This is a genomic window from Metabacillus sp. Hm71 (assembly GCF_051842955.2).
GTDB lineage: Bacteria > Bacillota > Bacilli > Bacillales > Bacillaceae > Metabacillus.
Map to the genome: position 1 here is coordinate 1,574,438 of NZ_CM200278.1, position 26,021 is coordinate 1,600,458.

Sequence of the window (26,021 nt, forward strand, 5' to 3'; positions counted from 1 at the left end):
TTGAAAATAATACCCGTCCGTTTTTGGCCCTGGATATACAATTTTATATTCAATCTACGCATAGTAGTCTGAGATTGAGTATGATAGACGGGTTTTTAAAACTTCAGAACAAAAATAATAATGGAAGGAAATTGCAAATGTAAATGAAAACGTTTATAATTGGAATTCCGACTAGTCAGAACTGAATAGGTTTCCTGTTAACATCTTAGAAATACTTATTAATACCATGGATAGGGTTCAAATGCCTTTTTCATGGTTTTTGTACGTTTGCCTTAAGAAAAATACTCGGTTAAATAGGAGAGTGAAAAATTTGGGACAAAAGCAGCATCCTGATTTTTACGAAGAAATGGAGCGGCTAAGGTTTACAAAAAAGTATATGGAAATGTTAATTCAAGCAAGGGAGCTTGATGAAGAATCCTTTAGGAAAAATGCCAAGGAATCATTGGAGGGAATTGACTTAAAGGATAGCAGCTTAAGGTATTTAAATTTGCTAACAAATTCGAGTATGCTTCAACGAACAGAAGAAGAAATACGTAGTCTCAAAAAAATCTATCATAAGCCATATTTCGCTCGGATTAATTATAAGGCGAATGATAAAAGTGATGAAGAGATTTTATACTTTGGTAAGGCGTCTTTATTTGATCGTGAAACTCAAGATCCTATTATTGTTGATTGGCGTTCTCCTATTGCAAATCTTTATTATGATGGACGGCTTGGTGACGTAACATACGAAGCAGAAGGGGAACTATATGAAGGGAATTTATCATTAAAAAGACAATATACCATTGAAGAGGGAGAGCTTAAAGACATTCGAGATGTCGATTTGACAACCACAGATGAGCTGCTTCAGGAATCTCTTTCAGCTAGTTCAAGTAATCGGTTAACAGATATTGTTTCAACCATACAGGAAGAGCAAAATCGAATCATTCGAGCGGATTTAAATAAACCGATTATTGTTCAGGGGGCAGCTGGAAGCGGAAAAACAACGATTGCTCTTCATCGAATCTCTTATTTTATCTATACGTATGCCGAACATTTCAAACCAGAGCAGCTCATGATTCTTGCTCCTAACAATTTGTTCATTGATTATATATCAGAGGTCCTGCCCGAGCTTGGGGTAGACCGCATTTTACAGATGACGTTCAGCGATTATGTCAAAGCCTGTATCTCGAAAAAAATCAAGCTAACATCCCCATCTGAAAAGCTTGGAAAATTTATTGATCGAACCTATGAAAATCCTGAAATGATCCAATGGATTTCTAGCTTTAAGGGTTCATTAGAAATGAAAACCATCATTGACCGGTACTTAGAAGATATATTGAATGCTATTACACCTAAAAAGGACTTTTATTTATCAAAATTTAAACTTTATAGTGCCGATAAAATAAAACATCTCATGCATAAGGAATACACATACCTACCTTATTATCGACGTTTGGAAAAGGTAAAGGAAGTTTTGCAAAACTATGTTCGAACAGAAAAGAAAATCCTACTGAAAAAAGTAGAAGAGTTTTACGATGAAAAAATTGAAAAGGCTCTATTTAGTACGAGGCTGGATCCTGACAAAAGAAAAAGCTATGTGACAAAAGCAATGGACAAAAAAGCTGAACTTATGGACGACATTCAAAAGCAGTCCCGAACAGGGGTCCAAGCATATATTAGGCAGGTTGAAAAGCATGATCTGATTCATTATTTCGATGAACTTTTTACCGATAAAGAACAACTAGTAAAATATGCCGGAGATCTATTAGATGACGATCAACTTGACTTTTTTTATCACTATCAAGTAAATCTTAGAAAAAAACGGCAATTTGAAGTAGAAGATTTGGCGAGTCTATTATACTTACAGTATCACATATTTGGTATAAAGGAAGAGCTTCGTGCCCGTAACGTAGTCATTGATGAAGCCCAAGACTACAGCTATTTTCAACTGTATGCACTTAAAAGTGCTTTGGAAACAGACATGTTTACAATCGTAGGAGATCTAGCTCAAGGTATTCACTCGTATCGAGGGTTAAACGACTGGAGCCTAGTAAAGAAAGACATTTTTCCAAGAGCTACTTATACCACTTTACAAAAAAGCTACAGAACAACGGTAGAGATTATGCAGGCAGCGAATGATATTCTTTCATTATTGCCATTAGATCTTCCGAAAGTAGAACCAGTCGTTCGACATGGCGATAAACCGGTATTTCATTATTGGAATGATGAAAAGGAAGCAGTTGAAAAGATAAAAGCTGAAGTTCAGCGTTTATCTAGTGAGGGAATGAAAACCATTGCGGTTATTGGGAAAACAGAGAGAGAATGTGTAAAAATAGAAAAATTGTTTAGGAAACACGCTGGCGGGGAGTTACGAACCCAATTACTTCGTGAAAATGAAGAAATCAACCAAGAAGACGTAATCATTGTTCATTCACAGCTAGCCAAAGGATTGGAGTTTGATGTTGTCCTCCTTTTTGCGCTGGACGAAGTGTTTGAGCTTAGTGAAATTGAATTGAAATTACTGTATGTGGCAATGACCAGACCATTGCACCGATTAATGTTTTTCGGAAAAAGTCCTACTGTGTTTTTGTTGGAGCATATATCTGATGATTTGGTAACCAAATTGTAGGTGTTCATGGGAAACATTGCAGAAAAAGTTGTTATTATGGGGGAATCAAGTGGAATTGGTGCAGAAACGACCAAGATATTTGCGTAAGAAGGGGGAAAATCAGTAACCTAATGACGTTCGAATAATTCCACTGAATTCTTCCAGGAGTACCACGTAGTAAGTAGGATGGAACAACTAGCTTTATTTTTTGTTTGAAATAATATGTGGGTGAAGAATCGCCATTGTAGCTTGCTTAATTCAGAGACACGTTCATTGGTAGTAAATAATATTAATAGAGCCACCTGTATTTTATATACATATTAATGATATACACAGGTGGCTTTCTGTTAATTAGTAATAGGAATCTCTAATTTATCGTTTTTATGAATATCTTCCGTTCCGGCATTCAATGCAGTCTTGTAATAGGAGCATTTATGCTCGATGACTTCCATTGTTTTTTTTAGTTCTTCCATCTGTGCTTCAACAGTAGCTTTCCGTTCTATAAACATGTCATATCTTTGCTGCAACGTGGAATCCCCCTTAGAACACCAATCAATGAAAGTTTTAATTTCCTTAATAGGCATCCCGGTAGATTTCAGGCATTCAATTACTTTTAAAGCTTCGATATCGGATTCTTTAAACAAGCGTGTACCACTGGTTGTCCTTTCTACAAAAGGCATAAGTCCCTCTTTGTCGTAATAACGCAATGTATATACTGTAAGATTCAACACTTTTGCGACTTCACTGATAGAATATGTCTTCACCATTTCTCTCCCTTTCTTAATGATATAGACCTCGAGTTAACTCTATTTTTATGAGTGGATTCTATCATGGTATTTGCTTAATGTCAAAATCATCTTAAAGGAAAGGAAAATTGTGCTCGGTTAAATAGAGTTATATTTAGTTTTTAAAAAAATGTAGTTAACTATTGGCTAGATTGATAGATGATATGAAACCTGTATGACCGGAGGATTTTCAAAAGGAATATAAATTAAGCACTTGACCTAGAGTTAACTATAAGTATTAACATTGGTTTGTAAGGGAAAAGAAGGGATCGAAATGAATGAAGCAGGATTTCACCTGCGTTATTCATTTGCCTGGTACAAGCACATTCTCTTGAAATGTAAAATTTATAGGAGGTTTTATTTATGATAACTGCTAAAGCACGAGCTGTTGATGGTCCTGACAAACCGTTTCGAGCTGCTGAAATTAAACGACGCGACCTTGATTTGCATGATGTTCTAATTGAAATTAAATATGCAGGCATATGTCATTCTGACATTCATACTGCACACGGCGAATGGGGTCCAGTGAACTATCCTCTCGTACCTGGACATGAGATTGCGGGGATTGTCACAGATGTAGGAGCCGAGGTCACAAAGTACAAGGTCGGTGACCGGGTAGGGGTCGGATGTATGGTTGACTCCTGCGGCGAATGTGAGAATTGCCGTAAAGGAGAAGAACAATACTGTCTCAAAGGAAATATCCCTACTTATGCTGGTGTTGACAAATACGGCGAGCCAACCCAAGGCGGCTATTCTACCCACATTGTCGTAACGGAGGATTTCGTAGTCAGAATTCCTGACAGCATTGAGCTAGATGCAGCAGCACCATTACTTTGCGCAGGTATTACAACATATTCACCGCTAAATCATTGGAAGGCTGGTCCAGGTAAAAAAGTAGCTGTTGTTGGTTTGGGCGGTCTTGGACATATGGCTGTCAAGATTGCACACGCCATGGGTGCAGAAGTTACAGTTCTTTCTCAATCATTGAAGAAAAAAGATGATGGCTTGCAATTCGGTGCAGACAACTACTATGCGACAAGCGACCCTGAGACATTTACTAAACTTGCTGGTACATTTGACCTGATCATTAACACGGTAAGTGCAAGTATCGACATTAGTGCTTACCTCTCACTGTTAACGCTGGATGGTACGCTAGTCAATGTTGGTGCGCCTGCAGAGCCATTGGCAGTTAATGTGTTCTCTCTCATCGGTCACCGTCGTTCATTTGCAGGTTCAATGATTGGCGGCATCCGTGAGACTCAGGAAATGTTGGATTTTTGTGCAAAACATAACATTGTTCCTCAAATTGAAGTGATAACAGCCGATCAAATTGACGAAGCATACGAACGAGTATTAGCTTCAGATGTAAAGTATCGTTTCGTGATTGACACCAGCACAATGTGAGTTGCGTCAATGATAGGATTAAATGGTCATTAAAAGGTGTCCTAAAGCCTAGCTTTAGGACACCTTTATATTTTGGCTTTTAAACTCAAGTTAACGATAGAATGTAAATGAAATTTCACGAGTACTGAAGAATACCTATATAAAAAAGAGAGAAAACAAAATAATTCTACTTTTCTATAAAAAATTTCTATTTCTTTAGTTATGAAAGCGTTTTACAATGGGGTATATACATATTAAAAGAGAAAAATTCTACTATTTAAAAAATAGGGGGGGCTGTTATGAATAAGGAGTTGCTAAAAGCAGATAGAATCATAGAAAAACGAGGTATTGTTAAGTTTTTCGCAGATATTAATCGCGAAATGAAGAAGGTTAGCTGGCCAAAGAGCAAGGAATTGACAAGATATACAATAACAGTTTTATCTACAGTTATATTTGCCAGTGTGTTTTTTGCCATTATTGATTTTTGTATTTCTTTTATTATTCGTTTTATTATGTATAACTGATTAAACTAATGTTAGTTAAATAGAAAAAAGAATTGAACTTAAAGTGAAGCTGACAAATTCGCTGCTTTTGAAGAAGCAATTGAATCTGCTGGCACTATAGCTGAGGTGATCTAATGTTTAAAACAATCTCCAATTTTATGCGCGTGGGTGATATTCGAAATAAGATCATATTCACCCTTTTAATGTTAATTGTATTTCGTATTGGTACATTCATTCCTGTGCCGAATGTCAATGCTGATGTGTTGCAAGCACAAGATGAACTGAATGTTTTCGGAATCTTAAACACATTTGGCGGAGGTGCTTTATATAACTTCTCGATCTTAGCGATGGGGATTATGCCTTATATTACAGCATCGATCATCGTCCAGCTCTTGCAGATGGACGTTGTGCCAAAATTCACTGAATGGTCAAAGCAAGGTGAAGTTGGGCGGCGCAAGCTCGCACAATTTACAAGATACTTTACGATCATATTAGGTTTCATCCAGGCGTTAGGTATGTCCTACGGGTTCAATACCCAGTCAGGCGGATTGTTAATCGAAAATCCTGGCATATGGACGTACTTATTAATTGCGATTGTCTTAACAGCTGGTACAGCATTTTTAATGTGGTTAGGAGAACAGATCACCTCCAAAGGTGTTGGAAACGGAATTTCCATTATTATCTTTGCAGGGATCGCAGCAGGCATTCCCTCAACGATTAACCAAATATATGCACAACAATTCCAAGATGCCGGCGATCAGCTTTTCATCCGAATTGTAACAGTTGCCATTCTGGTATTGGCTATTTTAGCCGTTATCGTTGGGGTCATCTTCATCCAACAAGCACTTCGCAAGATTCCAATTCAGTACGCTAAGCGTTCCGGGAACAACAATATGGGAGGAGGTCAAACAACTCATCTGCCTTTAAAAGTGAACCCTGCCGGCGTTATTCCTGTTATCTTTGCTGTGTCATTTATTATTACTCCACCGACGATAGCAGCCTTTTTTGGTCCGAATGATGTGACGGATTGGATCCAGAAAACATTTGATTACACTCATCCTATAGGGATGATCATCTATATCGCATTAATTATTGCTTTCACATACTTCTATACATTTGTTCAAGTGAACCCTGAGCAGATGGCAGAAAATTTGAAGAAGCAAGGCGGCTATATACCTGGTATCAGACCAGGTAAGAATACGCAGGAATATGTTACAAAGGTATTATATCGTCTAACTTTTGTCGGTTCTCTTTTCTTAGCAGTTATAGCTGTTCTTCCTGTTTTCTTCATTCAATTTGCTGATCTGCCCCAATCTGCACAGATTGGCGGAACAAGCTTGTTAATCGTTGTCGGGGTTGCCCTTGAAACAATGAAACAGCTTGAAAGTCAGCTGGTGAAACGTCATTATAAAGGCTTTATTAAATAGGAAGGATACAAGAGGATCCAAGGAGAATAGTATAAAAATAGACTGTCGTTCTTAAAATGACAGTCTATTTTTTAGACCATTTTTTCGATTTGAAGGGATCGAAATAATTTGCACTTTTCTCCAAAGAATGTCTATTTCTTTAAAATTGAAAGCGTTTAATATTAGAACTATATAATTGATAAAACATTTTAAAAGAAATAGTGAAAAGTTCATTTTGTCATTACTATTAGTCTTTTTATAAAATGAAACCCGTTTCAAAGAATTGTCTTTATTATTCTAAAGATTACATTTCATGCTCTTCTATCTAAGCATTACCTTTGAGGGGGTGATAGGTTCAGTACAAAATCGATCGTTTAAGAGGAAAAACGAAATTAAATATCAATGTAGTTAACAGGGAAGAAACCGTCATTTTCTCTGTATTACCTAACGAAAGGGGAGTTTATTTAATGTTACAAGTAGGGTTTATTAAAAAGTTACTCATTTCTTGTATCCTTGTATTCCTTATAACGGGAAGTATTTTACCGGTTTTACCTACAGTGACGAAAGCGGAGGAGGCAGAAAATGAAGTGAGTTCCATTTCAGAGTCCATAACACTAGATCCAAGCTATCAACATGAACCGTTTGATGGCTGGGGAACGGCACTTGTATGGTTTGCAAATGTAACAGGAGGCTGGCCTGATGAACTTCGAAATCAACTTGCAGATGATCTATTTGGTGAGGAAGGACTGAATTTTAATATTGCCCGCTACAATATTGGCGGTGGAGATTCTCCTGAAACAGAGCCATATATGCGGAAAGGTGGAGCCGTTCCAGGTTATTGGAATCGTCCTGCTGAATATGGCCCGCCAGAGGGGATTACAGAAGAATGGACCGAGCAAGAAAATTGGTGGGATCCTGAAAATCCTGAGCACTGGAATTGGGAAGCTGACGCAAACCAGCGTTGGTGGGTAAGTGCAGCAAAGGCGAGAGGAGCTGATACGTTTGAGGCATTTTCAAACTCACCGCCTTATTTTATGACGCAAAGCGGTTATGTATCAGGTAACTGGAATCCATGGGATGACAATATCAAGCCAGATCAATTTGGAAATTTCGCCACATACTTAACTTCAGTGGTGGATCATTTACAAAAGGAAATGGATATAGAATTTAAAACTCTTTCACCTGTAAATGAACCAAATACCGGATATTGGCGAGCAAAAGGCAGACAGGAAGGATCGAACTGGTCTCCAGCTTCACAAGCTAAAATTATTAATGAAGTTAAAAAACAATTAGCTGAAAAAGGTCTCGGCACAGTCGTATCAGCTATGGATGAAACAAATCCGCAAAAATTCAGACAAAACTGGGAGCAATATGAAAGCACAACTAGAAATAATATCGGACAGTTAAACGTGCATACGTATGGTCCTACCCAGCAGATCGGTGCAAGGGATATTGCAAAGGGAGCAGGGAAAAAACTGTGGATGTCTGAAGTGGATCTTAGTGCAGGCAGCGGACAAAATCATGAAGATATCATACCAGGTCTTGCCTTATCTCAGCGAATCACAACGGATATTCAACAATTAGAATCAGAAGCATGGGTGCTCTGGCAAGCGATTGAAGATGAAGTGAATATGAGTCCAGAGCATGAAAATGGCAACTGGGGACTTATTCAAGTAGATTTTGCTCCAGCAAATTTCGATGATGTAGAAATTTATAAAAACAAAAAATACTATGCAATGGGGAATTACAGCAAATTTATCCGTCCAGGATACCAAGTGATTAATTCTACTAACAGCAGCACCTTAGCCGCAATAAACAAAGATGAGGATTCTGTCGTTGTGGTGTATACGAATTCTACCGCAGAAGAGAAATCGATCAATTTTGATTTGTCAGGTTTTGAAACCATAACAGCAAGTGCTAAAGCAACACCTTATGTTACATCGAAAACGGATAATTTAGCCCAAAAATCTGATGTCATGATCTCGGATAAAAAGCTCTCAGCAGTCGTACAACCACAATCGATTACAACATTTGTTATATCAGGTGTGTCTGGTGTAAATAAGGATCATGTCTTTTTGAACAATGACGAAGAATACAAATTTATTAATAAAAACAGTGGTAAAGTGCTTGCTGTTGACCAAGATGGAAAATCAATTGTTCAAAAAACAAATATACATGAAGAAGAAACACAAAGCTTTCGCATTCAAAAAATAACAGATGGTTATAGCACAATAGAAATTTATAAGATTGTGAATCCTGCTACTGAAAGCGTACTTGGTATAGAGAATGGTTCAGTTGTGCTTCAAAACAATGATGATTCAGCAAATCAAAAATGGATGCTCTCAACCTATGGAAATGGTGAGTACACATTTATAAACGTTCAAAGCGGAGATTTGATAGAAGTGGGCGGTGAATCAAAGGAAGAAGGAGCAAAAGTTGGCGTGTGGAAACCGACAACAGGGAACCACCAGCAATGGAAGGTTGTCAAGGCTGGTATCACCAAAGTAGAGCCGGTTGATGTTGTTGTGACAAAGAAAAAGACAGCACCAGTCTTACCTACTGAAGTAACAACGATCTATGGTAATGGAGACAAGGTTCAGAAAAAGGTTGTCTGGGAAGAAATCGATCCAAAGTTATATGCAAAGGAAAATATTTTCAAGATTGAAGGATCTGTTGAGGGAACATCGATAAAAGCTGTCGCAACGATAACAGTCAGTAAGATTGAAAGTATTGAACCGATCAAGTTAAAAACAACACCAGGCTATGCACCAATCTTACCAAATAAAGTAATAGCAAACCTGCAAATTGGTACATCTGGATATGTATCGGTTGATTGGGAAGAAATTGATCCAACGCTATATGCAGCTTTAGGTAAGTTTTCAGTAAAAGGATCGATTTCAAATAGTCCAGTGAAAGCAATTGCCAATGTCCAGGTGACAGAACCGGCATTAGAAAATCTAGCCTTAAATTCTTCTGATTCCGGCAATGAATATCCGAAAGTAACCGCTTCTTTTACCGGCCAATGGGATAGCACAAGGAATGTCAACGATGGCATTGTCTCCAGTGCGAGATGGACGAATTGGGATCCAAATAACTGGAGAGAAGAAGATTGGGTTGCCGTTGAATTTGAGAAAGAGGAAACCATATCAGAAGTGAAATTTCACTTCTATGATGACAACGGTGGCACAAGACCAGCAAAATTTTTGCATCTCGAATATTTTGATGGAACAGAATGGAAGGAAATTGAAGGAACTCAAACCGATGTTCAAAATAAGGAGCTAACCATTGACTTCACTCCATTAAAAACCAAAAATATTCGCACAGTCATGAAGGCAAGGGAAGGCACTTGTATCGCCATTTCTGAAATGGAGGTATTAGGGATTGGTAACAAAAATCATATTCCAGGTCAAAGCGGGGATGCAACATTAGAAACAATACGTATTAATGGGAAGCAATTAAAAGAATTTGATAAGGATACTCTGCAATATCGTGTTAACGTAAAGAAGAAAGGTCAGGAAGTCCCGGCGATTGAGGCGGAAACAAGTAATTTATTTGCAACCTATCAAATTGAAACACCTCCATCAATTCCTGGAGAAGCGGTTATCACTGTTACATCTGAAAATGGGAAGAACCAAGTGAAATATACTGTTTTATTTAATGAGAGAAAGTGATATTCAAATCAAATTACAAAACGGTATACGAATGAAACAACGATCGAAAGAAGTATGAGAGAGAGAATAGTCAAAAGTCTGGTATGTAAGAGGTCGGGGAATCTCTCCCTCCTACCAGATTTCAAATGGTGTTATTTATCTCACTATAAATCATTAATATAAAACACCTTTTCCAATTAATAGATTTCTTAAATAATTAAGAGTAATTCATTATTTTTATTAGTCAGCCAGCACGATCTTCTTGCAAGATCGTGTTTTGTTGTTATTTTACAATAGTGATTTGTAAATCATTACATTGTATCAGAAAAACTCAACCTTATAACATTTTATGTATAGAGATACAAAAAAAGAGTGATTTTGAATGGAAGGGACAATGAATACATACTTCTAAATTTTATGGTGAAATATATATCCTGCAATTATTTGGAAAATATTGTATAGGTAAGAATAATAAAAATAACAAGTAGATAAAGAAAAAAGTTGAGACATTTGCCTATTTAGTCTGTAGTAGAGCTCGTGAACAAGACGGAAATATAGTCAGAATATTGTGATAATTGATTCTAAATAACCAAAAAAAAATTAATAAATTGTGAAAATCTAGATACTATGCCTTATTTTCATTTTTTTTAACAAACGTTTTCAAAGAAAAAGTATGCCGTTTTCATCCTTTAAGTATCAATGTCATTGAGATGATCTCCCTACTTTATTTTTTGATTTTTTCGTTAGTTGACAGAAAATTCTACCATCGGTAAGATTCATCCGTAATCAAAAATTTTCTTACGAGGTGAAAAAAATGCTCTCATCCAAAAAAACATTGCGAGTATTAGCTGGACTGTCTCTTGCAGCTACAGTAAGTTTTTCTACTGCAGTTCCAAGTGCTCTAGCGGTAACACAACCGGAGGCGGATACCCCTTTACAAAAGGAAAACCTCCAAAAGTTAAGTGTCCAAGGTGTCACTGAACTCTCAAATGGGGTCAAACTTGATTTAGGTACATACGAAGCTTATATTCGGGTTTTTGCCAAAGATCTTGTTAAAGTTTCAGTACTGGAAAAAGGTGAAGAAGAATTTGAATCAAGAGGGATCGTGAAAAAAGAAAGTGAATGGAAAAGTGTGCCATTCAGTGCAAACGTTAGCGCAGATACCTACACATTAAAAACAAAGGAAATAACAGTTGAAATTAAATTGAAGCCGTTTGGAGTGAAATTCCTTGATAAAAAGGGGAATGTCATTAACGAAGACTACCTAAATCAAGGTGCAACATCAGGTTATGAAAACGGAAAGCCTTACGTCTTTAAGAAAACGAATGAAGATGAAGACTTTTACGGCTTTGGTGAGCAAGCAGGGTTAGAAGTTAATAAGCGTGGAGACAGTATTGGTTTATGGAACACAGATGCTTACGCATATAACAAGGATACAAAATACTTGTATACTTCGATTCCATTCTTTATTGGGTTAAAAGATAACAATGCATATGGTATTTTCTTTGATAACACACATCGTTCCTACTACGAAATGGCCAGTGAATCTGATGATTACTACTATTTCTATGCAAATGGCGGAAAATTAACATACTACTTTGCATATGGCCCAGAAATTGGCGATGTTATTGACCGTTACACTGAATTAACAGGTAAGATGGATGTTCCTGCAAAATGGTCATTAGGCTTACACCAAAGCAAATGGGGTTACACTCCAGAGGAAATTGTGAATGTTGCGAAAACGTACCGTGAAAAGAACATCCCATTAGATACCATGCACTTTGATATTGATTATATGGATGGCTATCGTGTGTTTACTTGGAACCAACAATACAAAGATGCATTAAAACAATTAAAAGCTATGGAAGGCTTCCACGCGATTGCGATTAATGATCCGGCTGTAAAGCAGGATGAAAACTATAAAATTTATCAAGAAGGTACAAAAAATGACTTTTGGGCAAAAAATCCAGATGGTACTCCTTACATAGGTCCAGTATGGCCTGGAGATTCAGCTTTCCCTGACTTCTCTAAAGAAGAAGTACGTGATTGGTGGGCAAAGAATCATGATGTGTTATTTAACGAAGGAATTGACGGTATTTGGAATGATATGAATGAACCGGCTGTTTTCCGTGATGATGAAAGACATGCTCATACATTGCCACTTGATACGTATTTTGGTACTGAAGACAACAAAATTCTCCATACTGAGTACCATAATTTATATGGTCATGATGAAGCAGAAGCTACTTATAATGCGTTTAAAATGCACAAGCCTGGCACTCGTCCATTCGTCTTAACTCGTGATATGTATGCTGGTACACAGCGTTGGGCTGCGTTGTGGACAGGGGATAATTTCAGTAACTGGGAGCATTTAGAAATGTCACTTCCGATGAACATGAACGTAGGCTTATCTGGAGTTGCATTCGTGGGTAATGATATTGGCGGTTTCGCATCACGTCCTGATGCAGAATTATTTGCTCGTTGGATTGAAGTAGGAGCATTCTTGCCATTCGCTCGTATTCACTATGATAGTGATGCAAAAGCAACCGTGAAACAAGGTCAAGAGCCGTGGGCATTTGGTCCGGAAGTGGAAAAAATCAGTAAGAAATACATTGAAATGCGTTATAAATTGCTTCCGTATCTATACAATGAATTCAAAGAAGCAGCAGATAGCGGGAAACCGGTTCAGCAACCGCTTGTCTATCAATTCCAACATGATGAAATGACACATGATATCAGTGATCAATACATGTTCGGAGATTCGATGATGCTGGCTCCGGTCGTCAAACAAGGTCAAACATCACGTGAAGTTTATTTACCGAAAGACGTTAGTTGGACAGATTATTGGACAGGCAAAAAATATGAGGGTGGACAGACAATTACTGTCGATGTACCGCTTGAACATATGCCAATATTCGTAAAAGATGAATCTATTATTCCAACCCGTGATGTCCAACAATATACAGATGAAAAGCCGCTTACAAATCTAGTACTAGACACTTATCTGAAAGAAGAGGCTGCTTATTCATTCTATGAAGATGATGGTGCTACTGAAGACTACAAGAATGGTGAATATAACGTTACTGAATTTAAAGTGGAACAAAAACCATACCATGTTACATTTGAACAAAAGAAAAAGGCAACGAATTATTCTGAAACACAGTTGAAGCAGTACACATTAAAATTAAATAATGCAGTAAAGCCAACAAAAATTCAAGCTGGAAAAACGAATTATAAACAAGTTGGTTCATTAGAGGAAACTCAAGGTAACCTTAACACATTCTTCTATGATGAAAATGCAAAAGTTCTATATGTAAGCATTCCAGCAGATGAAGAGAAGAAAGTTCAAATCCGATAATTTTGGGTATGCACTTGGTCAAGAAGGAATATTAACTAGTTCCTTCTTGCCATCCTTATGAAACATAGAAATGAAGAGAGAAACTGACTGAGGGCGGACATCCAATTGAAAAGATAATGGATGCTGATTATAGTTGGAAAAAGTAAGCAATATGCCGAAGCATAAATAATAAGCAGAAAAAAGAGGGACTAGCTTTATTGTTAGTTCCTTCAAATAGGATATTGTTTCAAGTTGGGAGTAGATTTGATGTTATCGAAAAAAGTGAATATATTAATTTTCTTATCTATTATTTTATTACTGTTAATTATAATAGGTGTAACAAAATACCCCTCTTCTTCTCCTCATTACGATTCCAAAAAAGAAACTTCATACATCATTCCCGAACATACAAACATGATAAAAAATATTTCAACGGATAAAGCAGCTTATCATGTTAAGGATACCGTGAAATTTACTGCTCAATTAACGAATGGACATTCAAATGGCATGCTAATCATTACCTATTACCATTTAGGGAACATTCTTTTTAAGCAAGAAGTAAAGGTAACCAATAAGGAAGCCAAGTGGGAATGGCAGCCTCCAAAAGAAGATTTTAAAGGATATTTTGTTCATGTCCAGTATACATCCAATACAAAACAGGATAGCCAAACAATTGCAGTTGATGTGTCAAGTGATTGGTCTAAATTTCCTCGGTACGGATTTTTATCGAATTTTCAAGATCTATCGTTTAAGGAGATGCAGTCTGTGATATCCAGGTTGAACCGTTATCATATTAATGGATTGCAGTTTTATGATTGGCATTATAAACATCATCAGCCTCTTATAATGGAAAACAATGAACCTGTCCCCTATTGGGAGGATATCGCCAATCGTCCCACATCCCTGCTTACGATAAGAAAATATATTGATTTAGCTCATGAACGGAATATGAAGACGATGGCATATAATCTATTGTACGGTGCTTTTGCTGAAGCTGAAAAAGAGGGAGTTAAAACAGAATGGCGATTATTTAAAGATCGGCAAGGACATGCCCATGACTATCATGCACTTCCAGATGACTGGAAAAGTGATGTGTTTATGGTGAATCCGGGAAACCCTGAATGGCAGACATATATTATTGGTCAACAAAAAAGTGTGTATCATGCTCTTCCATTTGATGGTTGGCATATTGACCAGCTTGGTCCAAGAGGAGAGGTCTATGATGTGAATGGAAATCAGGTTGCAATAGATCATACATTCCGACCGTTTTTAGAAAAAATAAAAAGTGAGACAATGGATAAACGAATCGTTATGAATGCCGTCAACCAATTTGGTCAAAAGCAAATTGCAGAATCAACTATAGACTTTTTATATACAGAGGTATGGGATCGATACAAATATTATGGTGATTTAAAACGCATCATTGATGAGAATGAACACTATTCAGAAGGAAATAAAAATACAGTCTTAGCTGCTTATATGAATTATGAATTTTCCAATCAGCCCGGGGAATTTAATACACCAGGTGTGTTATTAGCAAACAGTGTGATTTTTGCAGCAGGAGGCTCTCACTTAGAACTTGGAGAACATATGCTATCAAAAGAATATTTTCCACATAAAAATTTGAAAATAGCTCAATCTTTGCAAAGCAGTCTGATCAAGTATTATGATTTTCTTGTTGCTTATGAAAACTTGCTTCGAGATAATCTGCAAGAGGTGCCAATCTCGATTCATTCACATGATCGGGTACTTTTTTCTTCACAACCAGAACAAGGGAAAGTATGGTATTACGCAAAACAAAAAATGAATATAAAAGTCATTCACTTCATTAATTTTGTAGATGCAAAAACGTTAGAATGGCGTGATACAAATGGAAGTCAAGCAGAGCCTCAAGATCGAAAGCAGCTAAATGTACAGCTTAAAGAGACCAGGTCCATTAAAAAAATTTGGCTGGCCTCACCAGACATCCAAAACGGAATTCCGATTTCACTCCCATTTAAACAGGAAAATGAAGAGGTTCGCTTTACCCTTCCAAGTCTTAAATACTGGGATATGGTTGTGATAGAGTATAAATAATCGCAGCTTGGTGGTGTCTTTTCTTCCATTTAAAACCTCTTAACTGGAAGAAAAGACACTTATTTTATTTAGAAAATATCAAATATAAGACACTATTTTGATAATATAAGCGATTTATTTTGATAACGCTTTCAACCATAATGAAACTATGTTCACTAAAATATGGGGAGGTTGTTTATTTGAGTATACGCTTAAAAAGAAGCATAAGTAACTATAGGGGTAAAAAGAAGAGCTTGATCAGTAGGGTTCGTGCCTTCTCTGTTCTTTCAACACTAGCATTAGCAACAGCGATTACAGGAACGGCTTCAGCGCAAGACAGCCAATTTACAAGGCAGGGAGCCGGGCCGATGTATTTCATGACCTATGAGCATCAATGGACGAAAAATACTTATATGCCCGAAAAACGCCTTAAGGAAAATATTGATTGGATGGCAAAACATTTCTTGCCATATGGATATAACATGGTTTCAACGGATGGATGGATCGAGGGTGCCACACTGCTGAATATAAATGGCTATGTTGTTAGTCATAATGATAGATGGATGACCAATCCATTAAATATGGATGGATCTGAAGAAGAAGTCACGCCTGGTCAGCTTGAAAATGGAGATTTTGAAGAAGGTAGTGCTAATGGTTGGCAAGTAGAAACAGATGCGATGTTTGGGGTAGATGCAAACGATGCTTATGAAGGGGTAAAATTGTGGGTGTATGACCCGAAGCCGCATACAGCAAAGGTTTCGCAAACTGTAAAAGGATTAGAAAATGGAAACTATACATTGACGGCAAGGGTGAAATTTCCTAATGATGTTCATAACTTCATTGGTGGCACGAGCACAGCCAATATGAAGTTAAAAAACTATGCAGATGCAACTGATGGGGAGACAGCGCCTGAACAAATAGTTAAGTTGAATAATGGATTGACAGATGAATACGGTAAAGCACGCTATGGACTTTTCGAATTACAGTCGGAGGTGACAAACGGTCAGCTGACGGTTGAATTTTATATTGATGCCAAGGGAGAGCACAGCTCATTCCAGCTTGATAATGTTGAGCTTTATAAGACTGGTGAAAAACCAGAGGAAGACAGTAATGAAAATGAACCGTTTCAGTATCCATCTGAAAAATATCCAGACGGTCACACTTGGAAGTTCTGGGGGGATTATTTAAAGGAAAAGGGTATGGAATTTGGCATTTACTACAATCCGCTTTGGATTAGTCCTGAGGTAGTGAAAAACCCTGATAAATATATTGTCAAAGGAACGGAAAATAATCCTGATGGTCCAACATATGTTGTGGATTTAATTGATCAAGGTGATCCAAATGATCCGACAGATGGCGACCGTTTTAACGGTGGTCAGGGAAATGAGCGTGCACTTTATTGGGTGGACGTGAATCACCCGGATGCTGAAAAATATGTGAAGGGCTACATTGACTTTTTTGCTGAACAGGGGGCTAATTTTCTACGTGTTGATTTCCTTTCATGGTATGAAACTGGAACAGATGCCAATATAGGTACAGTAGGGCAAGCACATGATAGAGGCCTTTATGAAAAATCGTTAAAGTGGATGTCTGAAGCTTCTAAAGAAAACAATGTTTTCCTAAGTCTTGTTATGCCTCACCTTAAAAATCATGGGGAACTTGAACATAAATATGGAGATATGATCCGCATAAATGAAGATACGTTTACAGGAGGATGGGAGCATATCAGCGGCAGACGTCAAGAGTGGAGACCCGGTTGGTCACAATGGGCGAATTCTTTCCAAGGGTTTACTGGTTTTTCTGATATCGGGGGTCGTTCAAGCTTGATTTTGGATGGTGATTTTCTCAGATTGAATACATTCTCTGGTCCTTATGCAGAAAATGAAAAGAAAACAACGTTGTCACTTTATACACTTGCAGGATCTCCAATCGCCATTTCTGATCAGTATGATACAATTGGCGCCAACTATCCGTATTATCAAAACACTGAATTGATTGAGTTTAATAAAATGGGTCTTGTTGGCAAACCAATTTATGAAAGTGCCGTTCATTATGGAGAGTCAAACGACAGTCGTGACAGTGAGCGTTGGGCAGGTCAACTTCCTGATGGTACATGGGTAATCGGATTGTTCAATCGCCAGAATGAGAGCAAAGCGTTTGATTTCAATTTTCAAAAAGAACTTGGAATTGAAAAAGGTCATGTTCGAGATGTATGGTCTCATCAAGATCTTGGTATTCAGTCTTCTTACTCAGTAACACTTGAAGCTCATGATAGTGTTGTTTTGAAAGTTGTCCCGGCAACTGCTGAAAAAGTGTTTGAAGCAGAAGTCGCGGCATATTCCAAAGGGGTTGAATTCTCTAATACATTGGAAAGACATGCCGGGTTTGGTTATCTAAATGGCTTTAATGAGTCGGATGAAAGCATTACTTATGCAATAAACGCCCCTTCAAAAGGAGTCTATAACCTGAACTTGAAATATGATGCAGATGAAAATAGTGAAGCAACTGTTCATGTAAGAGAAGATAAGAGCGGTAAAAATACCCTTTCAAAACAGGTATCATTTGAGGCAACGAATGATCAGTGGAAAGAAGCAACTGTAGAAGTTGAGCTTGATGAAGGAACGAATCTTGTAAAGATTGATTATGCCTCTGGTAACTTTAATCTTGACTCGATTACTTTGGGAGAAGCGAGGAATCAAGAAATAGCCTCATCTCTAAGAAACAGTGATTTCGAAGACGGATTTGCCCAATGGAGCCGCAGCAACATGGTCAATCAATCAATTGTTGATGGAGCCGTGCAAATTGCTGGTGCTGATGCTTTTACTTCTGACCTCTGGCAGTATGTTGTTCCCAAAGCAGGTATTTATAAGTTGACTGCTGAAGTCAAACGGAGCGGTCAGTTTGATGAAGCGGCTATTTATATGGAAAATGGTAAATGCAAACAAGCAGCAGAGATCCAAGAAACCGACGACATGACAACGGTCACCATTTCTAATATAGAAGTGTCTGAAGGCGATATCTTGAAAATTGGAAATATAGCGAATACACAAGCTGGCGGTAAACTAACGATTGAAAATATTCAGCTCAGCCCTGCCTATCACAATCATTACTTTAAGGTGGATCAGAAGAACATAAACAAAACTGAAATTGTTCGTGACCTTAACGTACAAAACAATACAAAGCTTTCTTCTTATCTATTGAAACTCACTGACCAAACGAAACCAAAATCGATCCAAGCCAGCATCATTTATAAGGCAGTAAATAGCATCGATGAAATGAAGGAAGATAAAGAAACATATTTCTTTAATGAGAAAGAAGGAATTCTTTATTTAAATATTCCTGCTAATGAGATGAAAAAGCTGCAAATTAAGTATTAATTTTCCGTAGAGTAGAGAAATTTTTCTCTACTCTATTTTTACATTTAGAGAGCTTAATAGTCTGAAAAAATAAGGTACATGGGGTGCTTCCTTTCTTTTATTCTTGGAGAGGTGGTATTGTTGCAACCTCCAATTTTAAATCAAAGAAGGTGTCGTATATTCTCTTACGAAAGAGATCTACGACACCTTTTTGTTATTTGTCTATTATTCAAAATGAAAAAGCAAAATATAAGACACTATCTCCATAATGTAAGCGGTTACTAATAGGGGTATTTTCATAGATAATGAACACAAATACAAGAAAGGGGTTCAAGGAATGAAACGATTAAAGTCATTAGTTGGTGGTTTATTCATTTCCATCCTGCTCTTAGCTAGTGCATGCAGCGGCGGATCAAGTGAAACAGGATCAAGTAGTAGTGATAGTAGTGATGGGGGTAATAAGAACAATGTTGTGCTCGAATACTGGCACACATATAGTGATCAAGAAGAAGTGATATTAAAAGAAAAAATCAAGCCGCTATTTGAAGAAGAACACCCTGGAATCGAATTAAAGCTAACCCGCATGCCATATGAAGGCTTAAAACAACAAGTAATAGCCGGTGTATCAGGAGGGGAAGCACCAGATTTAATGCGAATGGATATTGTATGGGTATCTGAATTTGCAAAAATGGGCGCATTGCAGGAAGTAAGTTCATTTGAAGGGTTTGAAGAAGTAAAAAACAGTGTGTTTGAATCAGCGATGGCCACTAACTTATACAATGGGAAATATTATGGAGTACCTGTTAATACGAATACGAAAATCGCTATTTATAATAAGCAGTTATTAGAAAAAGCTGGTTATTCCGAAGCGCCAAAAACGTTGGAGGAATTAAAAGAGATTGCTAAAAAGGCTGTCGAATCTGGTGCAAAAGGAGGGATTGGAATCGGCGGAAGCTATTCCTGGGGATTCCTGCCTTACTTTTGGAGCTTAGGCGGCACGTTAACAAATGAGGATTATACAAAATTTGATGGGTTTATAAATAGTCCGGAAAGCATTGCTGCTGTTGAAGAAATTGCACAGTGGCATAAGGATGGTCTTGTTGCTCCTACTATACTTGGCGGTGAACCAGGTGCATGGGATGGCATGAAAAACAATGAATATTTAATGATTGACGATGGTCCATGGTTTTATAGTGTGTTAGCGAATGAGAAAGGAAGTAAATTCAATCCTATCGAGAATACTGTAAGCGGTTTAATCCCAGAAGGTCCTGGAGGAAGCCGTTCCGTTATCGGCGGGGAAAATTTAGTTACGTTAACAGGATCTGAGCATCCAGAAGAAGCATGGACCTTTGCTAAGTGGATGTTAACAGAAGAACCGCAAAAATTGATGGCTGAAGCTGGATTAATTCCAACAAATAAGAAAGCTGCTAATGACCCAGCTGTTTTAGAAAATCCTTATATTGCAGATTATGTGAAACAGATTGAAACAGCATTGCCACGGACGCCGATTCCTCAATGGTCTGAGGCAGAAAAAATCATTAATTTGAATTTTGAAAAAGTTATACGTGGAAAAATGAGTGCTAAAAAAGCAATGGATGATGCAGCAAAGAAGGCAGATGCCTTGCTTCAGAAGTAGTTCGATAAAAGAAGGTACTTCACCAGGTTTATTAGCCGGTGGAGTATCTTCTTTCATTAAAAGATATGTAAGGAGGGAGCCCGATGCTGCCTAATCATGTTAAAAACAATATAGAAGATAATATTTCGATTATGATTCCGAAAAAGCCTTTTTCAAAACGATTTAAAATAGGCTTTAAGCAATGGATGGAAGTACTGCCGTTTCTTTTAATAGGGTTAGTAGGAGCAAGTGTTTTTGTCGTCTATCCGTTAATGAAAGGGATTGTGATGAGTTTTCAGGATTATAAAATTATGCCCGGAGCAGAGAGCCCATTTGTCGGTTTTCAAAACTATCAAAAGGCTTTTTCAGATCCAGCGTTTTTATTTGCTGTTCGAAATACGTTTTTAAATACTGTTGTCACGGTTCCAATCAATTGGTTTTTAGGTCTCTTTTTTGCATGTCTGATTAACTTGCAATTTGTAAAATACAAGATTACTTTCAGGACACTGTATTATTTGCCGATTATCACGTCATGGATTGTTGTTGCCTTTCTATTTCGCTATTTATTCGCTGATGGTGAAAATGGCTTAATCAATTATGGACTCGTACATTTAGGAATAATAGATGAGCCGATCAGCTGGCTGCAGAACCAATGGACAGCGATGGTTGTCATCTGGTTATTTCATATTTGGAAGACGGTAGGCTGGACCGTTGTTATTTACTTAGCAGCATTGCAAGGAATACCAAAAAATTTATACGAGGCTGCTGCAATTGATGGGGCCAACGGACTTAAATCGTTTAGACATATTACGATTCCAATGTTGGGACCAATAACTGCTTTTGTCTTCATTAATCTAATTATGGGAGCATTTAACTTTTTCCCGCAAGTATATTTCATTACAAACGGCGGACCAATGGGACAAACAGAGGTATTGCAAAGCATGATTTATAAAGAAGCGTTCAGCAACTTTAACTTTGGCTATTCCTCTGCATTAGGAGTAATGATGGGGCTTACGATTTTCCTTATTACATTCACCCAACAGAAAAGGCTTGGAAATCAACGCTTCATGTAGGCATTCTAGGAGGGATGAAAAATGAAAGCAAATTTATTAACGAAATTCATAGTTTATACGGTGCTCATTCTTGGAGTCGCGATTTTTATAACGCCATTTGTGTATATGGTCTTAACAACATTCATTAATGAAGCATATTCATTGCCACGGCCACATGAAGTCTTTTCAGCTGTTCCTAATCTTGAAAACTATGAAATTGTTTGGAATAAAAATAGTTTTTTTCGTTATTTCTTAAACAGCTTATTAGTTGCGGGTGTAGCGACAATTGGAAGTGTTTTTTTAGGGGCGATGACTGCTTACTCATTTGTGCGATTTACTTTTCCTGGAAAGGAGGTTTTATTTAGAATATTTCTATTTACAATGATGATTCCTCTTGTATTAGCCATCGTGCCGCAATTTACAGTTATTAAATCGTTAGGTCTTGTGAACTCATATTGGGGTTTATGGCTTATCTATGTCGGAGGCGGGGTTATTGGTTCGACTTTCTTTTTACGTGGATTCTTTGAAACCGTTCCAAAGGAATTAGAAGAATCAATTTTAATGGACGGAGGGGGAAATTGGACAATCTTTAGGAGAATTTATTTACCTCTTTCGAAGCCAGCTTTAGGAACAATGGCTATCTTTGCTTTTTCAGGAACATGGGATGAATATTTTGTTGCATTAACAATCATCAAGGATGAGGCGATGAGAACATTGCCAATTGCACTAATGATGTTCCAAGGGAAGTATGCAAGTAACTGGGCATGGATTTTTGCCGCATCAATCATTGCCATTTTACCGGTTATGATCGTTTATATCATCTTCCAAAAGAAATTTGTCCAAGGCGGTCAATCTGAAGGAGCAATCAAAGGGTAACATCATAAACAAAATTACAGCTTGCTAGATATAAAATCGATAGATATGATAAAAACAAGAATATGTTACACAAAGAGGGATTAAACAATGATAACTGAACTATTAAAAAAAAGATTTGCTGTAAAGGTTATCGTAGCGATACTAATTGTATGTTTAATCCCAACGGTTTTTAATAGTTTCTTTTTCTATCATTCTGCTTCAAATATTGTAAAAGAAAATGTAAGAGAATCATCCCTTCAGATAGCGCGGCAAGCAGCAGATTCTCTTTCATATATTTTTTCTAATGGCAGTGATATGGCGGACCTTATTTATAGTAATGAACGGATTCAGGAAATTGTAAAAAAAGATTTACACGAAAGTCTTTCACCTGCTGAATTTGAATCAAGTCAAGAGTATATTACATCCTATCTAAACTCAACTATTTATTCGAGTTCTTTTGTAAGAATTATCTATGTATTAAAGGATAAAGGGACAAGCTGGGGGAGCGGGTCGTTTTCACCGTTTAAATTATCTATGGTAGATCTCCCTCAGCTGGAATGGGTAAAGAAATCAATTGAAAAAGATGGGGAATTAGTCTGGGAAGGACTTCAATACGACCGGTTTAGCGGTGCAGGTGAAAATACAGATCTTGTACTGCCAATCAGCCGTGTCATGAAGGATTTCGATAACCTAAATAATATTGCGTACATCCAAGTTTGTTTGGACGGGAATGCCATCTTAGAAAAAATCAACCAAATAAAGCTTGGGAAAACAGGTCATTTTTTCGTTGTAGATGAAGATGGGAAAATTATGATTGATTCTGATATACAATCGATTAATTCCCCTGTTGAAAATAAAGATTTACGTAAGCACATTTTAAGTAAGAAACAAGAATTTCAATTTAAAGAAAATGAAGTAAATTTTTATGGTGTGAAACAACAAATTGGGAATGGCTGGTCAATTGTAGGGGTTGTACCAGTAAGCGAAATTACAGGTGAAATTACAACGATCCAGAGGATAATCATCATAGCTTCAGCATTGTTTGGAATTGTTGCTATATTTATTGGGATTATACTAGCTAAAAGAGTAACTGAGCCAGTCAATGTCCTTACGAATCAAATGAAGCTTGTTGGTAATGGGGATTTTAATGTTCGAACGAGCGTGAATTCAACTGATGAAATCGGGATGATGAGTATTCAGTTTAATCATATGATCAACCAGGTTGAGGATCTGCTGGAACAGGTGAAAGAGGAGCAATTTCATAAGCAGGAAGCGGAGCTGCGGGCGATTAAACATCGGATCAACCCCCATTTTTTATTTAATACATTAAGTACAATCCGCTGGTTAGTACAATTCAATCAAACAGAGCGTGCAAATCACGCGCTCTCGGCTTTATCCAGTTTGTTAGAAGCAAATATGGGCAAGACAGGAACGTTTATAACGATCAAAGAAGAGATTGAAATGATCAAGAAGTTCATGGTTATTTTACAAATTCGTTATGAACAAACCTTTTTTTTGCATACTCAATTTGATAAAGGTTTAGAAGATTTTTTACTTCCAAGAATGCTTTTACAGCCAATTGTTGAAAACGCCATTTTTCATGGAATTGTTCCTACTGGTCAAGAAGGGACAATTGCTATTACTGGAAGGGAAATCAATAATGCAATTGAAATCGAAATCCGGGATAATGGCATAGGGTTTGATCATAAGCTGCTAAGGCAGTTAAAACAATCTGCTAATGAAACAAATTCATTTGTTGGAATCGGTTTGAGGCATGTGTATGATTCGATAAAACTTTACTTTCATCAAGACTCAAAAGTGGAACTTCAAAGCAGCAAAGAAGGTACGATTGTGAAACTAATATTGATCCCTATAAAGTAGAGGTGAATAACATGTATACCGTCATAATTGTTGATGATGAGCCAATTATTAGATTTGGGTTAAAATCCTCTATTAATTGGGAAAGGGAGAATCTCCAGTTACTTGGTGACTTTTCAAATGGTCAGCAAGCATTACATGCAATGGAGAATACGAGTTGTGTTGATATCCTTATTACTGATATTAAAATGCCTGTTATGGATGGATTAACATTAATGAAAAAGGCATTGCGATTAAACCCAAAATTAAAGGTTGTGTTGGTTAGCAGCTATAATGAATTTGAGTATGTGAGAGAAGGCCTGACACATGGTGCAGTAGACTACCTCTTAAAACCAACTTTGGAACCTGAATCCTTTTTAAAGACCATTCAAAAATGTGTACAAAAGATAGATGAAGAGCAAACAATTAAACAAAAGTTAGATATAGTTGAACGTACGGAGCGACTTCAGGTAAGAAAAAAGATTGAACAAGAAATGAAACGAATTCTTTTTAAAAAAGAGACGGTGAATGATAACAGAATGAAAGAGAGATGTCATCTCCCTTTCCTTGTCGTTTGCATGAGAATGAAACAAATTGGAATGGTTGAAGAGAAGTATGGTTTTTTATATAAAAGTCTGATCTTTGAAGAAATACAAGAATGTTTTTATATGGAGGAAGAAGATGGGGTTTGTTTTCCGATAGGGGAAAATGAGCTTTTGTTTTTTATAAAAAAAAACGGTGATCCTCTTGCAGTTACCCATCAATTAATAGCTAAAATAGAAAAGCAGACAAATATAAGTTTTTCGTTTGGCTATGATGTGATTACTAAATGGACGGAAATAATAGACGGCTATCGGCGCAGCCTTTTTGCATCTCAACGACACTTTTTTTATGAAAATGAACATGTCTTTACGTATCGAGCGCCGGAGCAAACTTCCTTTGAGCCTATTAGCAAAGGGCAAATAACGGGGCTTTTGCCGTATGAAGAAGCAAAGATTAAATCTTTTCTACAAGAACGATATCAGCAATGGGCTAGTGAACATATGACACCTGCCTCAATTAAAAGTGAAGCATGTGATATTTTAACAACTCTTTTTTTGTCATTAGATCATGCTTTATTATTGGAGAAATGCTCTGAAATAGAGGCATGTGAGTCGCTTCATGATCTTCGTCATCAGTTAATGATCAAAATCGATGAATGTCACCAACTATTATCAGATCAGAAAAGTAAGCCTTATTCGGATAACGAACTTTTGGACAAAGCGCTTTATTATATTCATGAACATTATACACAAGATTTGACACTCCAGAATGTTGCCGACCATATCCATATAAGTAGAAATTATTTTAGTATCCTATTTAAACGATATCTTGAGCAAAACTTCATTGATTATGTCATTGATCTTAGAGTCAAAAAGGCAAAGGAGCTATTACTTCACACTACATTAAAGGTTTATGAAGTTGCTAGAAAATCGGGCTTCAATGATGTGAAATATTTTAGCAAGTTATTTAAAAAAGTAACAGGCTTATCCCCTGGAGATTTTAGAATCCATCATCAGAAGTAAGTAAGCGGAAAG

At 37.1% G+C, this 26,021-nt stretch carries 14 protein-coding genes; 13 read left to right on the plus strand and 1 reads right to left on the minus strand.

Translation table 11 applies throughout. The features are described 5' to 3' along the window. Positions 1-310 precede the first annotated feature (310 nt). Positions 311-2,611: an RNA polymerase recycling motor HelD gene (gene helD, locus ACSVDH_RS07655; protein ID WP_439249125.1), complete on the plus strand. Its 2,301-nt coding sequence runs from the start codon at positions 311-313 to the stop codon at positions 2,609-2,611. 326 nt (positions 2,612-2,937) lie between these two features. Here the strand turns inward: helD and ACSVDH_RS07660 are convergent, their stop codons facing one another. Next, positions 2,938-3,354 (minus strand): MerR family transcriptional regulator, encoded by a 417-nt coding sequence (locus tag ACSVDH_RS07660; protein ID WP_299090272.1) that lies wholly within the window; start codon positions 3,352-3,354, stop codon positions 2,938-2,940. 384 nt (positions 3,355-3,738) lie between these two features. Here ACSVDH_RS07660 and ACSVDH_RS07665 point away from each other — a divergent pair, with 384 nt between their 5' ends. The 12 genes from ACSVDH_RS07665 to ACSVDH_RS07720 all read left to right on the plus strand — a co-directional run bounded on the left by ACSVDH_RS07665 (position 3,739) and on the right by ACSVDH_RS07720 (position 26,009). Continuing rightward, the gene (locus ACSVDH_RS07665; protein WP_439249126.1) at positions 3,739-4,779 is read left to right on the plus strand and encodes an NAD(P)-dependent alcohol dehydrogenase; all 1,041 of its coding nucleotides are present in this window, start codon (positions 3,739-3,741) and stop codon (positions 4,777-4,779) included. 278 nt (positions 4,780-5,057) lie between these two features. Then, positions 5,058-5,282: a preprotein translocase subunit SecE gene (gene secE, locus ACSVDH_RS07670; protein WP_439249127.1), complete on the plus strand. Its 225-nt coding sequence runs from the start codon at positions 5,058-5,060 to the stop codon at positions 5,280-5,282. A gap of 113 nt (positions 5,283-5,395) precedes the next feature. Further along, positions 5,396-6,688: a preprotein translocase subunit SecY gene (gene secY / locus ACSVDH_RS07675; RefSeq protein WP_518617745.1), complete on the plus strand. Its 1,293-nt coding sequence runs from the start codon at positions 5,396-5,398 to the stop codon at positions 6,686-6,688. Positions 6,689-7,134: 446 nt separating this feature from the next. After that, positions 7,135-10,338, plus strand: a complete 3,204-nt coding sequence (locus ACSVDH_RS07680) for a glycoside hydrolase (RefSeq protein WP_439252161.1) — start codon at positions 7,135-7,137, stop codon at positions 10,336-10,338. 793 nt (positions 10,339-11,131) lie between these two features. After that, entirely contained in the window at positions 11,132-13,675 is a 2,544-nt protein-coding gene (locus ACSVDH_RS07685) for a glycoside hydrolase family 31 protein (protein ID WP_439252162.1), read from the plus strand. A gap of 246 nt (positions 13,676-13,921) precedes the next feature. Next, positions 13,922-15,730 (plus strand): glycoside hydrolase family 66 protein, encoded by a 1,809-nt coding sequence (locus tag ACSVDH_RS07690; RefSeq protein ID WP_439252163.1) that lies wholly within the window; start codon positions 13,922-13,924, stop codon positions 15,728-15,730. A 179-nt stretch (positions 15,731-15,909) separates the two neighbouring features. After that, positions 15,910-19,086: a CBM35 domain-containing protein gene (locus ACSVDH_RS07695; RefSeq protein WP_439252164.1), complete on the plus strand. Its 3,177-nt coding sequence runs from the start codon at positions 15,910-15,912 to the stop codon at positions 19,084-19,086. A 316-nt stretch (positions 19,087-19,402) separates the two neighbouring features. Next, a complete protein-coding gene (locus ACSVDH_RS07700; protein WP_439252165.1) occupies positions 19,403-20,701 on the plus strand; it encodes an extracellular solute-binding protein in 1,299 nt (432 codons plus the stop codon). 83 nt (positions 20,702-20,784) lie between these two features. Beyond that, the gene (locus ACSVDH_RS07705) at positions 20,785-21,753 is read left to right on the plus strand and encodes a carbohydrate ABC transporter permease (protein WP_439252166.1); all 969 of its coding nucleotides are present in this window, start codon (positions 20,785-20,787) and stop codon (positions 21,751-21,753) included. A gap of 21 nt (positions 21,754-21,774) precedes the next feature. Beyond that, a complete protein-coding gene (locus ACSVDH_RS07710; protein ID WP_439252167.1) occupies positions 21,775-22,608 on the plus strand; it encodes a carbohydrate ABC transporter permease in 834 nt (277 codons plus the stop codon). 87 nt (positions 22,609-22,695) lie between these two features. Further along, positions 22,696-24,468, plus strand: a complete 1,773-nt coding sequence (locus tag ACSVDH_RS07715) for a cache domain-containing sensor histidine kinase (protein ID WP_439252168.1) — start codon at positions 22,696-22,698, stop codon at positions 24,466-24,468. A gap of 11 nt (positions 24,469-24,479) precedes the next feature. Then, positions 24,480-26,009 (plus strand): response regulator, encoded by a 1,530-nt coding sequence (locus ACSVDH_RS07720; protein WP_439252169.1) that lies wholly within the window; start codon positions 24,480-24,482, stop codon positions 26,007-26,009. The last annotated feature ends 12 nt before the right edge of the window (positions 26,010-26,021 follow it).